We start from the raw sequence: 12,627 nt of genomic DNA on the forward strand, positions 1-12,627 counted from the left end.
GACAAGATTGATGGCGCTGCGCTAAACATTCGGTCCATCCGCGGACGATTGCAGCGTCATGTCAGACGACGATAATTCACCGATCTCGGCGCGTGAGGCCAAGCTCCTCTTCGCAGGCCTGAAAGGCGCGCGGGGACTGTTGCTCGCGGTCTCCGGCGGACCCGACTCGGTGGCGCTGATGTGGCTTGCGGCGCGCTGGCACCGTAGCCTCGCGCGCGGCCCGCGTCTCACCGTCGTCACCATCGACCACGGCTTGCGGCCGGAGGCGGCGCGCGAGGCGCGCGAGGTCAAGCATCTCGCGACCGGGCTTGGCTTGCCGCACCGGACCGTGCGCTGGCGCGGGGCAAAGCCGAAAACGGGACTGCCGGCCGCCGCGCGCGAAGCCCGCTACCGCCTGCTGGTGCAGGCCGCACGTGTCGCCGGCGCGAGCCACGTGCTGACCGCCCACACCCGAGACGACCAGGCCGAGACCCTGTTGATGCGTCTTCTCCGCGGCAGCGGATTAGCCGGGCTGTCGGCGATGGCCCGTCTCACCGAGCGCGACGGCGTCATCCTTGCGCGTCCACTGCTCGACGTTCCGAAGTCGCAGCTGATCGCGACCTTGAAGCGGGCGAAGATCGGCTTTGCCGACGATCCCACCAACCACGACGCTGCCTTCACCCGGCCGCGGCTGCGTGCGCTGCTGCCGCAGCTCGCGGGGGAGGGCGGTGATGCCCGCAGCCTGGCTCGGCTCGCGGCAAGGCTGGCGCGCGCCAATGCGGCCGTCGAGGTGCTGACCGATGGAGCCGAGCGCTTCCTCCGTTTGCGGGATCGCGGCGATGCGCCGCAGGCCGGCGTTCGAAGCTTCGAGGCCCCCGTGTTTGCCGCCCTGCCGGAGGAGGTCCGGCTGCGGATCCTGCTGCGGGCCATCAACGCGTTCGGGCATGAGGGACCAGCGGAACTCGGCAAGGTCGAATCTCTCCTGGCCGTGCTCGATCAGGCCATGGCGGCGGGAAGTACGGCTGCAAATGGCCGGCCGGTGGTGAAGCAGACCCTTGCGGGAGCCTTGATCAGCCTTGCCGGGGGGCGTATCCACATCGCGCCGGCGCCGGCGCGGCGGCGCAAGGGGAGCTAAGCCGCGGACCATGACACCAGCCGTTTCGGCGGCGCGACGTCAGGTCACCTTAACCAGGCGGGAAAAACCCCTGTCCGGGCGCCATTATTTCAGCGGGAATCGCTCTAAGATGGGATAAATAGTCCCATCTCGTTCCCTTGGCAGCGACCGGGGCGGCACCTAAATTGTAATGCGTCTAACCGAGAGGATTCCTTGGGATTTCCTCGTACGGCTTAAAGTAACTGCCCGAGGATCAGGCCGCGATCCGCGCGACCACGAAGGAAGATCGATGAACGCCAATCTGCGCAATTTCGCCCTCTGGGTCATCATTGTCCTGCTGCTGTTGGCGTTGTTCACGCTCTTCCAGAATCCGGGTCAGCGCGCCTCCTCGCAGGACATCGCTTTCTCCCAGCTGTTGAGCGAGGTTGACCGCGGCAATGTGCGCGACGTCGTAATCCAGGGGCCGGACATTCACGGCACCTTCACCAACGGCTCGAGCTTCCAGACCTATGCGCCGAGCGATCCGACGCTCGTGAAGCGCCTCTATGACAGCAAGGTGCAGATCACCGCGAAGCCGCCCGGCGACAACGTGCCGTGGTTCGTCTCGCTGCTGGTCTCGTGGCTGCCCTTCATCGCGCTGATCGGCGTGTGGATCTTCCTGTCGCGGCAGATGCAGGGCGGCGCCGGCAAGGCGATGGGCTTCGGCAAGTCGCGCGCAAAAATGCTGACTGAAGCGCATGGCCGCGTCACCTTCGAGGACGTCGCGGGCGTCGACGAAGCCAAGCAGGACCTGCAGGAGATCGTCGAATTCCTGCGCGACCCCGGCAAATTCCAGCGCCTAGGCGGCCGCATTCCGCGCGGCGTGCTGCTGGTCGGACCTCCCGGCACCGGCAAGACCCTGATCGCGCGTGCGGTCGCGGGCGAAGCCAACGTGCCGTTCTTCACCATTTCGGGTTCGGACTTCGTCGAGATGTTCGTCGGCGTTGGCGCTTCCCGCGTCCGCGACATGTTCGAGCAGGCCAAAAAGAACGCGCCCTGCATCATCTTCATCGACGAAATCGACGCCGTCGGTCGTCACCGTGGCGCCGGCCTCGGCGGCGGCAATGACGAGCGCGAGCAGACGCTGAACCAGTTGCTGGTCGAGATGGACGGCTTCGAGGCCAACGAGGGCGTGATCCTGATCGCCGCGACCAACCGTCCCGACGTGCTCGACCCCGCGCTGCTGCGTCCCGGCCGCTTCGACCGTCAGGTCGTGGTGCCCAACCCGGACGTCGTCGGCCGCGAGCAGATCCTCAAGGTCCACGTCCGCAAGGTGCCGCTGGCGCCGGATATCAACCTCAAGACGATCGCGCGCGGCACCCCGGGCTTCTCCGGCGCCGACCTGATGAACCTCGTCAACGAAGCTGCGCTCACCGCCGCCCGCCGCAACAAGCGGATGGTGACCCAGGCCGAGTTCGAGGAAGCCAAGGACAAGGTGATGATGGGCGCCGAGCGCAAGTCGCTCGTCATGACCGAGGAAGAGAAGCTTCTGACGGCCTATCACGAGGGCGGCCACGCCATCGTCGGCCTCAACGTCGTTGCGACCGATCCGATCCACAAGGCGACCATCATTCCGCGCGGTCGTGCGTTGGGTATGGTCATGCAGCTGCCCGAGCGCGACAAGCTGTCGATGTCGCTGGAGCAGATGACCTCGCGCCTTGCCATCATGATGGGTGGCCGCGTCGCCGAAGAGCTGATCTTCGGCCGCGAGAAGGTGACTTCGGGTGCGTCGTCGGACATCGAGCAGGCGACGCGTCTTGCGCGCATGATGGTGACGCGCTGGGGCCTGTCCGAGGCGCTCGGCACCGTGTCCTATGGCGAGAACCAGGACGAGGTTTTCCTGGGCATGTCGGTGTCGCGCACCCAGAACGCATCGGAAGCGACGGTTCAGAAGATCGACACCGAGATCCGGCGTTTCGTCGAAGAAGGCTACAACGAAGCGACGCGTATTCTCACCGAGAAGCGCGCCGATCTTGAAGCTCTCGCCAAGGGCCTGCTCGAATTCGAGACGCTCTCCGGCGACGAGATCATCGACCTGCTCAAGGGCAAGAAGCCGAACCGCGAATCCGTGCTCGAGCCGACCACCCCGCGCGCCTCGGCCGTGCCGCCGGCCGGCAAGTCGCGCCCGCGACCCGATCCGGATCCCGGCCTGGAGCCGCAGCCGCAGGCGTAACCGCGCACGGCAGATTGAATTGAAAAACGCGGCGGAAGCGCCGCGTTTTTTGTTGCGTGGTGCTTTTCGAACGTGGGCAACTGAGCATCTCGCGACGAACAGGTATGTGCGCAAAGCCGCCCTTGCGCAGTGCCGACCATCTATGGGTGCCGCCATTGGTGGCACCCTTACCTTTACTCGCTCTCCGACCCCGCGACTCATCGCGATTGGAGTCTGCGGTGAAGTCGTGGCATGCTCTTCCCAATTAAGGCGCGGCTCGACCGCGGAGACAAAGGGGAGGGCAAGTCGATGCGCTTTGCGAGGACATTGGGCGCGCTTGGCGCCGTTTCGTTCCTGATAGTCTCATTCCCGTCCGCTCCATCCGCCGCCGCCGAAATGCGCGGCGTCACCGCGACCGAGATCAAGATCGGCCAGACCATGCCCTACAGCGGGCCGGTGTCGGCCTTCGGGGCGCTCGGCAAGGGCGAGGTCGGCTATTTCAAGATGCTGAACGAGAAGGGCGGCATCAACGGCCGCAAGGTCAATCTGATCTCGTTCGACGACAGCTATGCGCCGCCGAAATCAGTCGAGCAGACCCGCAGGCTGGTGGAGAGCGACGAGGTCGCGCTGATCTTCTCCTCGATCGGTACCGCCCACAACACGGCGATCGCGAAATACCTCCAGTCCAAGAACGTGCCGCAGCTCTTCATCGGCTCCGGCGCCTCGAAATTCGCCGACGTCGCACAATATCCGCAGGCAACGATGGGCGTGCAGGCGCCGTTCCGCTACGAAGCGCGGCTCTATGCGCGTTACGCGCTGGCGAAGAATCCGAACGCGAAGTTCGCCGTTATCTCGCAGAACGACGATTACGGCCGCGATTATCTCGCCGGGCTGAAGGACGTGCTCGGCGAGAAATACGATACAGTGGTCACCGGCGCGACCTACGAGATCCAGGACCCGACCATCGATTCCCAGATCGTGAAGCTCAAGGCCTCGGGCGCCGATGTATTCGTGATCGCGGCGACGCCGAAATTCGCGGCGCAAGCGATCCGCAAATCCTTCGAGATCGGCTGGCGACCCATGACGTTCCTGTCAAACGTTGCGGTGTGGGTTTCGACGGTGATGGAGCCTGCGGGACTGGAAGCCGGCACCGGCATCCTCTCCACCGCTTACGTGAAGGACCCCGACGATCCCGCCTGGAAGGACGATTCCGGCGTCAGGGGCTGGCGCGAGTTCATGACCAAATATTTGCCGGAGGCCGACCAGCACGACACCAATTATGTCAACGCCTACAACAGTGCGATGGCGCTGGAGGCTGTGCTGAAAGCCTGCGGCAATGATCTGTCGACCGAGAACATCCTCAAGCAGGCTTTTGCAATTCGCGATCTCGAATTGCCGATGCTGCTGCCCGGCATCAAGGTCAACACCGGCACGACCGACCATGTCCCGGTCGACCAGATGCAGTTCATGCGCTTCAACGGCAAGAGCTGGGATAGATTCGGCGAACTGCAGACGGGCAATTGATGATTGATGAGGGATCGGCTTTTTGATCGGGCCGATGCGAGTCCAGAACGGGGATCATCTCTCCCTACCGATAAGTCCGATCTGCCCGCGAATGCATGTCCTGTCCGCTACTCATCACTTCGGCGTCCCCATCGCCAGCCGCAGATTGGATTCAGGAATGCGGCGACATTGCCGGCTCGCCAGACCCTGCCGGACCGCGCAACGCGCCGAAGACGACGCCAATGAGAGCGACGATGAGGAGCGGCGATAGTCGTCCCGCCGGAATATACACCGCCGGGCTGAGCAACGGCACCATCCAGATGCCGAGCCCGATCAGCCAGTCGCGAAAGCGTGGAGCATCGATCGATGCGGCAAGCCACAGCACGACGGCGACCGTCAGCAGCGTCGCGTCATAAGGGCCCGAATGCGGGGCCGCCAGCACGGTTGCCGCAAGCAGTACGATCAGCTTGTTGTTGGTGCTGAGCGAGGAGCGAAAGGCCGCGAACGTCGCCGCCGCGCTCGAAAGGATCGCGGCCAGCTGAAGGATGGAGGCCAGCCGCTCCGGCAGGCCCAGCAGCATTGCGCAGGCCCATACGCTGTGACCCCAGATGCGGCCATAGGCGAGCCATTTCGCGTCGGGGCGGACCAGATTGTTGTACGCCTGCGGTATCCACCAAAGCCACAATTCGACGCCAAAAATCATGGCACTTGCAGCCGCCAATGCGAATGCCGAGCATGCAGCAGCGCACAGGCTGCCATAACGGCGCGACCCCACCAGCGCGAAGGCGACGAGCAGGAAGAATTGCGGCTTGAAACTCAGCAGCCCGAGGATTGCCCCGGCCAGGAGCGGTCGCGGTCCGAGCAGCCTGACGCCCGTGACCAGCAGTGCGGCAACGAGAAAAGCGCATTGTCCATCGGCCAGGTTGAGAGATGCCGATGGCGAGACCAGCACGGCCGCGATGATGTAGGGCGTCAGTTGCGGCTGATCGGCCCGGTTGCGAAGCGCCCAGCCCAGGAAGCCTGCGGTCGCGGCCTGGAATGCGACATAGGAGCCGATGAAGCCAAGCGGCGCGAATGGCAGCAGCAGAACGAGGAAGCCGGGCGGATAGAACCATGGACGGAACTCCAGAGGGACCGAGAGCCATGATGCGAACGACTGGTTGAGATAGGCCGTGAACGCCTCACCGTCGATGACCAGCGCAAGATTGCCGGCGAGCAACGATCTGACGGCGCCGTAAAACACCATCCAGTCGGTGCCGGGCGCGACGTGGTTCAGCCCGATCCAGCCGGGATGGGTGAAGGTGGAGATCAGGACGCCCCAGCCGAAGAGCGTTGCGATCGAAAACGCTGGCAACATCACGAGGGGAATTCCGATCCAGCGGCGCGATGGACCGGATATCTGCTGTTGAGCGGACGCGCTCACTTGACGGCTTCCTTCGAGGACTCCGCTTCCGGCGTCGCCCCGGCCTCTGTGCCGCCGCTTCGCACGTGGATCACGGCGATGTTGTCGGCGTAGAGCCGCTTCCAGCCCTTGATGTGGTCCAGCACCTGGGCGGCCGGCGCGTCCGCGACCATGAGCGTGGCGTCGATCTTGTACGCGTCGAGCAGTCGCGTCAGGGTGTCGAGCTTCTTGAGCTCCACGGCCTTGAAGACGTCCATGGCGAAGGTTTCGCCGTAGAGCTCGGCGCGGCCGTCGATGAAGACAGGGATGTCGCGCGAGATCAGATAGCCGCCGAACTGGTAGGCGTTGAAGATGCGCTGCGCCTGGCGTTTCTCGAGCAGATCGACGGCAGCGACCGGTGTCTGATCCATCGTGAAGGTGAAGCGGTGATGCGCCATGTAAAGTGAGGTCGAGGTCCAGCCGGCGGCCACGATCATCAGCGCACCGGTTGCGGTGACGTAGCGGGCGGTCCAACTCTCGCCGCCCTGCGTGCCAGGCTGTAGCAGCGCAGTCCGTTCGCCGAGGGGCTTGGCCAGCACCAGCGGTACCAGGAAGGCAAAGGCCTCGATGCTCCTGACGTGGGTGAGCGCCATCCAGGTCAGAAGCAGGATCAGAAGAATACGCGGCGGCGAGAGCGTCAGGCCGCGATACAGCCCGATCGCAATCAGGCCGAACAGCGCGCCTTCGAATGCGTTGAAGGATGCGAAGCTCGCGGGCGACCATTCGGAGATGACCGTCAGCAACTCGCCGAGATTGAGGATGTTGATCGCGCCGAGCAATGTGCGCCAGCCATAGGGCGTGACGCAGCTTGCGGCGAGTGCCGCAACACCGAACAGGAACCAGCGCGACAGCAGCCGGACCTGCTTGCTGGACTCCATGCCCCAGAGCGCCACAAACGACATCGGGCCGATCAGCGCCAGGCCCAGCACGAAGCCGCCATGTAGGTTCGACCACAGCGACATCAGCGGCAGCCAGTACCATGACGGGGCGCCCTTGCGGTCGGCTGCGGCCATCAACACGCCGACCCACGCGATCATCACGGGCAGCGCCAGCATGTGCGGCCGCGCCAGAATATGGTGCAGCGATAGCAACAGCGCGAACATCGCGAACAGGACCGCGCGCGGAATTTCCAGATGGGCCTCGATCAGACCGACCAGGATCGCCGCCGACAATGCGACAGCAAGTGCGGTGAGGATCACCGGGCCGGCCCAGTCCCATTGCGCGTAGGAGAGAGCGAACAGCACCTGCGACAACCATGAAGTCGAAACCCAGGGCGCCCCCGGCCGCGTGAAGGAATAGAAGTCGGTGTAGGGAAGCGCGTGGTGATCGAGGATCCATTGCCCGATCTTGATCTGCCAGAGCGAGTCGGAGTCCTGAAGCAGCGTGTCGCCGACATACAGGAAGAAGAGATAGGCGCCCGCACCGACGCATAGCGGCACCAGCGCTCGCGCACGACTCTGCACCGTGATGCTGTTGGCAAAGGAAAGGGACATGCCGCCTCGTCGTCCTGGTGTTTTTGTCGTTGTGCCGAGCGATCGACATTGGACCATGGCGGTCATAATTCCGGGTAAACCGGCGGTGCCGGGCCGGCTTGATGTCTCGACAATTTAACGGATCATTTTAGATTTCGGTTTACCATCGGCGAATACACGCAAACCGCTCTGTGTTTCCGCAGTCGAATTAACTGCGGCGCAATTCTTTGCCACTACGTTTGGTTCCATGGTCAAGCGGCGCTGGGAAGCCAAAAAGACCAGATCAGTTGTAGCCTCGTGTACTCATTTGGAGCTCTTTATGAAGAACCTCGTTGCGCGTTTCGCGAAAGATGAATCCGGCGCCACCGCCATTGAATACGGTCTGATCGCCGCCGGCATCGCGCTGGCGATCATCACTGTCATCAACAGCCTGGGCACCACGTTGAACGCCAAGTTCACCTCGATCTCGAGCAGCCTCAAGTAAGGCTGGACTCATCGCGAACTGAGAGAGCTCCGTCATTGACGGGGCTCTTTTTCTTTTGGTCGACGATTTCCGGGTCCGGGACATCGTGAAGCCGTAGCAAGCTTGTAGGACGGCAAAGCGTCCGCCTCAGCTCCAAGAGCGCAGGCGGAAACGTTCCCGCTGTCGAGAACATCGAACATTGAAAGTTGCTGATGGGCACAGCGCTACGCGCGGCCCCCTAGGTAACTTGCCGCCCGTCATTCCGCGAGGCCGGGCTGCCAGACCGCCGACGGCGCAGGCGCGGCAGACGTTTGCCGCGCGCGGCCGTGCCATTCGAGATAGAATTTCGCCGCCCAGATCGACGCTGCGGCGACTGCGATTCCGCCGGCGACGTCGATGATGTAGTGCGCGCCGATCACTGGTGTCGCCGCGATCATCAGCAGATTCAGCGCGGCCGCGATGCCGCCGACGCCGCGCACCGGCCACAGCGCCCACATGTAGAGCACGGCGGATGCGGCGTGGAAGCTCGGAAACGAGACAATGCCGGCGAGGAAGAACAACCGGAGCTCGTGCAGGCTGCCGTCGCGAAGCGCGAGGATGTCGCGCAACTGCCCGGCATAGACCGCGGTGTTGATTTCGGGAAAATGCGCGGCGGACAGCTGCAGCCCCCAATAGGTGCCGATCGCGGGCACGACGGCGGAGATCGCGATGGTGACCGCGAGCGCGAGGCTCATCGCGAGCATGAACAATTGCAGCCGCATATAGCGCGCCGTCAGTGCCAGCACGACGGGAATGCCGAGCAGCGGCAATTTGATCAGCCCGTATCCGCGAGCCAGGCTGTCCGCGAGCCAGGGATGGTCGTTGACGTATCGCGCGATCGGTTCGGGATCGAGGCCGAGTGCACGGTCGATCGCAAGCAGTGCTTGGTCCTGCAGTGGCCAGTTCAGCTTGGCCGCGACATAGCTGAGCGGTCCGACGATGGCGCAGGTGAGAATGATCTGTCCGATCGTTCCGAGCGAAAACAGCAGCTTCGGGTCGGCAAGCTCGCCTTTGAGGATGCGGTGGCCATAGGCCAGCGCGAGCAAGAGTGCAGCGACTGCCAGCGTCACGCCGTAGGCGACCGGTTCGAGGCTCAGGCCAGTGAAGGGGAGGCCCAGCGCCAGCAGGCTGCCCATGGCTGCGATGGGAAGCCAGTTCAGGTGGAAGAGCTTCCAGGCGGTCCGGGCGTCCGTGTCGACCATGCTGCACCGAGGTGGGATCGCAATACCGCAGCACAGTCGCGGAGCAGGTTTAAGATGGCGGTAACGATCGTGGTTACCCCTTCACCAAAGTAGTTCGCGAGGTTTTTAGCTGTTCGAGCTCGCGCTTTTCTTGGCGTGACGCTTCATGCATTTGCACCTTGTCATCCCCTCTGAATAGTTGTTCAGTCCTTGCGGGGCGATTTGCGACATCAGTGACGAAGCGTTCGGCCGCAGGGCGTGCGGCCGGCGTGTGGGACAGGAAGCGCGCCATGGTTTATCGGCGGACGCATCAAGTGGTGAAGCGCCTTGCGGCCCGGCGCAGTGCGATACTGGCGGCGGCGCGGGAGGCGGCGGCGGAAGGCGGGATGGCGGCGGTGCAGATTGCGCCGGTCGCGGTTCGCGCCAGCGTCGCTGCGGGTACGGTCTACCGCTACTTCCCCTCCAAGGCCGATTTGATCTCCGAATTGATCGCCGAAGTCTCCCGCGACGAGCTCACGGCGATCCGGCGAGCCGCCGATGCGGCGCCGGGGCCGTCCTCGGCGCTGGCGGCCGCGGTGACCACCGTAGCGGTCCATACCCTGTCGCAGCGCAGGCTCGCGTGGGGTATCCTGGCCGAGCCGGTCGACGTTGATGTCAGCGCTTCGCGCCTCGCCAGCCGGCGCGAGATCGCAGGTGAGATGGCCTCGCGCATCGACGCCGCCGTGCGCGCCGGGCACCTGCCGGCGCAGGACACCGCGCTCGCCGCCACCGCGCTGCTCGGCGCCCTGCACGAAGCCCTGGTCGGACCGCTTGCGCCGGATAATCTCGAAGATCCCGCCAGGATGCGCGATGCCGTGCAGACCGTGACGTTGCTGGCGCTCCGCGCGGTCGGCGTCATGGACGCCCGCGCCAGGGGTCTCGTTGTGCAGCAGACGCTGCTGCCGACCGCGAAAGCGCTGGTTGGGGCCTAAAACGTCCGCCTGATCGACCGAGGGACCTGATCGCGCCCAGGCCATTGCCCGAATTCGCCTTTTGCGAAAAACCCCAGCACATTCGCCGGACCAGCCTGCTACTGTGCATGGGGTTGTTTTCGACATTTTTGTTTGCCGCGTGCTGGCGGACCTAAATATTCGCTTCGCCCTCGGGGCCGACCGAGGCGATGCGCACCATGTTGGTGGTGCCGGGGATGCCGAGCGGCACGCCAGCGACGATGATCACGCGCTGGCCCGCCCGGACGAAGCCGTCGCGGAACGCGATCTGGCCGGCGCGGCTCACCATGTCGTCCTGGTCGCGCGCATCTTCTGCCACCACGCAATGCACGCCCCAGACCACCGACAGCCGGCGTCCCGCAGCGACGTTCGGCGTGATCGCCACGATCGGCGGCTTCGGCCGCTCGCGCGCCACGCGCACGGCGGTCGATCCCGAGCTGGTCCAGCAGATCAGGGCCGGCAGGTCGAGCGTCTCGGCGATCTGCCGCGCGGCGTCCGCGATGGCATCGCCGGCGGTGGCTTCCGGCGCGGGGCGCTGTGCGGTGATGACGGAGCGATAGATCGGGTCGCGCTCGACCTCCTCGCCGATGCGGTTCATGGTCGAGACGGCCTCGACCGGGAATTTGCCGGCCGCCGATTCCGCCGACAGCATGATGGCGTCGGCGCCTTCGTAGACGGCGGTGGCGACGTCGGAAACCTCGGCGCGGGTCGGCACCGGCGACTGGATCATCGATTCCAGCATCTGGGTCGCGATCACCACCGGCTTGCCGGCGCGCCGCGCCATGCGCGTCATCTGCTTCTGCAGGCTCGGCACGCGTTCCAGCGGCAGCTCGACGCCGAGGTCGCCGCGCGCCACCATCAGGGCGTCGGAGGCGTCGATGATGTCGGCGAGGCGATCGATCGCCTGCGGCTTCTCGATCTTGGCCATCACCGCGGCGCGGCCGCGGATCATCTTCTTGGCCTCGAGCACGTCATCCGCGCGCTGCACGAAGGACAGCGCGATCCAGTCGACGCCGGTGACCAGCGCCGCTTCGAGGTCGGCGCGGTCCTTCGGCGTCATTGCCGAGACCGGCAGGTCGGTGTCCGGCAGGCTGACGCCCTTGCGGTCGGACATCCGGCCGCCGACCACGACGCGCGTCACCGCGTGGTCTTTCGAGGTCTCCTCGGCGATCAGGCGCACCTTGCCGTCGTCGAGCAGCAGCGAATGGCCCGGACGCAGCGCGGCCAGGATCTCCGGATGCGGGAGTTGGACGCGGGTTGTGTCACCCGGTGCCTTGTCCGAATCGAGCGTGAAGGTCTGGCCGTTCTGGAGTTGGACCGCGCCTTCGGCGAAGGCGCCGAGCCGGAGCTTTGGGCCCTGGAGGTCGACCAGAATGCCGATCGGCCTGCCATAGCTGCTCTCGACGTTGCGGATCGTCGCCACCAGCTCCCGCATCTTGTCATGCGGGGTGTGGCTCATGTTGATGCGGAACAGGTCGGCGCCGGCCTCGAACAGGCGGCGGATCATCGCAAGGTCCGAAGAGGCGGGTCCAAGCGTCGCGAGAATCTTGATACGGCGAAGACGCCTCATGGCTTATTTCCAGACGGGGGCGAGGGAGCGGGCGGGAGGCCAGGCGCGGCGGGGGGCGTACCACCGGGCGGGCCATTGGGCAAACCGGGAACCCCCGGGCCAACCGGGCCGGGCATTCCCGGCACGCGCTGCTGTTTTGACGGCTGCTCGTTGGCATCGGTGAGCTGCACCGTCCAGGCCCGCTGCTCGCCGGTATCGACCTCGAAATAGCCGGTGCGGTCATAGCCCCGTGCAAGGCAATCCTCGGTGCCGCGGATGGTGAACTCCTTGTCGCGCGAGCACATGAAGGCCTGGCCCGACCATTCGCCGCCGCGGTCATAGTCGATGGCGTAGATGTAATAGAAGCGGGCCACCAAGGTTCCCCGCAGCAGGGTCTCGCAGGAACGGGACGAGATGTTCCACCAGCCTTCGGTGGTCCAGCCCTCGGCATCCTTGTAGCCGAGCGCGATGCCGACCCGGCTCGATGTGTTGTTGCAAAGCCGGAAATCGGCGGAGGCCGGGCTGGCCCAGAGGCACAGCAGGCCAACCACCAGCACCGGGACCAACCGGGCGAGCAGGCGAAAGGGGGAGCGGGGAGATTCGGCGATCATTGTCGCGGAAGCTATATCAGATCATTGACGATTTGGCGTAGGGCCCGGGAACTGCCCCGAAGCCGGCTTCGCGCCCGTTTGCGCCGCGATATGGC

General features: G+C 64.9%; 10 protein-coding genes. 5 read left to right on the plus strand and 5 right to left on the minus strand.

Annotated features, from left to right (window positions below; translation table 11 throughout):
- Positions 1–58: 58 nt before the first annotated feature.
- The 3 genes from tilS to AC0L30_RS27675 all read left to right on the plus strand — a co-directional run bounded on the left by tilS (position 59) and on the right by AC0L30_RS27675 (position 4,808).
- The gene (gene tilS, locus AC0L30_RS27665) at positions 59–1,114 is read left to right on the plus strand and encodes a tRNA lysidine(34) synthetase TilS (RefSeq protein ID WP_473405654.1); all 1,056 of its coding nucleotides are present in this window, start codon (positions 59–61) and stop codon (positions 1,112–1,114) included.
- 268 nt (positions 1,115–1,382) lie between these two features.
- Positions 1,383–3,305 (plus strand): ATP-dependent zinc metalloprotease FtsH, encoded by a 1,923-nt coding sequence (gene ftsH, locus AC0L30_RS27670; RefSeq protein WP_007596301.1) that lies wholly within the window; start codon positions 1,383–1,385, stop codon positions 3,303–3,305.
- A 288-nt stretch (positions 3,306–3,593) separates the two neighbouring features.
- The gene (locus AC0L30_RS27675) at positions 3,594–4,808 is read left to right on the plus strand and encodes an ABC transporter substrate-binding protein (RefSeq protein WP_473405676.1); all 1,215 of its coding nucleotides are present in this window, start codon (positions 3,594–3,596) and stop codon (positions 4,806–4,808) included.
- A gap of 151 nt (positions 4,809–4,959) precedes the next feature.
- Here AC0L30_RS27675 and AC0L30_RS27680 read toward each other — a convergent pair whose 3' ends face one another.
- Together AC0L30_RS27680 and AC0L30_RS27685 are read right to left on the minus strand one after the other, a co-directional pair.
- A complete protein-coding gene (locus tag AC0L30_RS27680; protein WP_473405655.1) occupies positions 4,960–6,210 on the minus strand; it encodes a glycosyltransferase family 87 protein in 1,251 nt (416 codons plus the stop codon).
- Positions 6,207–7,721 (minus strand): hypothetical protein, encoded by a 1,515-nt coding sequence (locus tag AC0L30_RS27685; RefSeq protein WP_473405656.1) that lies wholly within the window; start codon positions 7,719–7,721, stop codon positions 6,207–6,209. Before AC0L30_RS27685 ends, AC0L30_RS27680 begins: the two co-directional genes overlap by 4 nt.
- A 298-nt stretch (positions 7,722–8,019) precedes the next feature.
- On the opposite strand from AC0L30_RS27685, the gene AC0L30_RS27690 reads away from it, so the two are divergent.
- Complete coding sequence (locus tag AC0L30_RS27690; RefSeq protein ID WP_007596297.1) at positions 8,020–8,184, plus strand: Flp family type IVb pilin; 165 nt, start codon at positions 8,020–8,022, stop codon at positions 8,182–8,184.
- 236 nt (positions 8,185–8,420) lie between these two features.
- Here AC0L30_RS27690 and AC0L30_RS27695 read toward each other — a convergent pair whose 3' ends face one another.
- Positions 8,421–9,404, minus strand: coding sequence for a phosphatase PAP2 family protein (locus tag AC0L30_RS27695; protein WP_473405657.1), 984 nt, complete (start codon positions 9,402–9,404; stop codon positions 8,421–8,423).
- 269 nt (positions 9,405–9,673) lie between these two features.
- Here AC0L30_RS27695 and AC0L30_RS27700 point away from each other — a divergent pair, with 269 nt between their 5' ends.
- Positions 9,674–10,354 (plus strand): TetR/AcrR family transcriptional regulator, encoded by a 681-nt coding sequence (locus AC0L30_RS27700; RefSeq protein ID WP_007596290.1) that lies wholly within the window; start codon positions 9,674–9,676, stop codon positions 10,352–10,354.
- Positions 10,355–10,505: 151 nt separating this feature from the next.
- Here the strand turns inward: AC0L30_RS27700 and pyk are convergent, their stop codons facing one another.
- Positions 10,506–11,942: a pyruvate kinase gene (gene pyk / locus AC0L30_RS27705; RefSeq protein WP_007596289.1), complete on the minus strand. Its 1,437-nt coding sequence runs from the start codon at positions 11,940–11,942 to the stop codon at positions 10,506–10,508.
- Positions 11,939–12,532: a DUF1036 domain-containing protein gene (locus AC0L30_RS27710; protein WP_007596288.1), complete on the minus strand. Its 594-nt coding sequence runs from the start codon at positions 12,530–12,532 to the stop codon at positions 11,939–11,941. The genes pyk and AC0L30_RS27710 overlap by 4 nt, the downstream gene beginning before the upstream one ends.
- Positions 12,533–12,627 lie beyond the last annotated feature (95 nt).

The sequence above is a fragment of the Bradyrhizobium sp. MI1.11 genome (assembly GCF_055811255.1).

Bases quoted from the DNA above. Each gene is read 5' to 3' on its own strand.
- tilS (WP_473405654.1), top strand. From the start codon at position 59: ATGTCAGACGACGATAATTCACCGATCTCGGCGCGTGAGGCCAAGCTC.
- ftsH (WP_007596301.1), top strand. From the start codon at position 1,383: ATGAACGCCAATCTGCGCAATTTCGCCCTCTGGGTCATCATTGTCCTG.
- AC0L30_RS27675 (WP_473405676.1), top strand. From the start codon at position 3,594: ATGCGCTTTGCGAGGACATTGGGCGCGCTTGGCGCCGTTTCGTTCCTG.
- AC0L30_RS27685 (WP_473405656.1), bottom strand. From the start codon at position 7,721: ATGTCCCTTTCCTTTGCCAACAGCATCACGGTGCAGAGTCGTGCGCGA.
- AC0L30_RS27690 (WP_007596297.1), top strand. From the start codon at position 8,020: ATGAAGAACCTCGTTGCGCGTTTCGCGAAAGATGAATCCGGCGCCACC.
- AC0L30_RS27695 (WP_473405657.1), bottom strand. From the start codon at position 9,404: ATGGTCGACACGGACGCCCGGACCGCCTGGAAGCTCTTCCACCTGAAC.
- AC0L30_RS27700 (WP_007596290.1), top strand. From the start codon at position 9,674: ATGGTTTATCGGCGGACGCATCAAGTGGTGAAGCGCCTTGCGGCCCGG.
- pyk (WP_007596289.1), bottom strand. From the start codon at position 11,942: ATGAGGCGTCTTCGCCGTATCAAGATTCTCGCGACGCTTGGACCCGCC.
- AC0L30_RS27710 (WP_007596288.1), bottom strand. From the start codon at position 12,532: ATGATCGCCGAATCTCCCCGCTCCCCCTTTCGCCTGCTCGCCCGGTTG.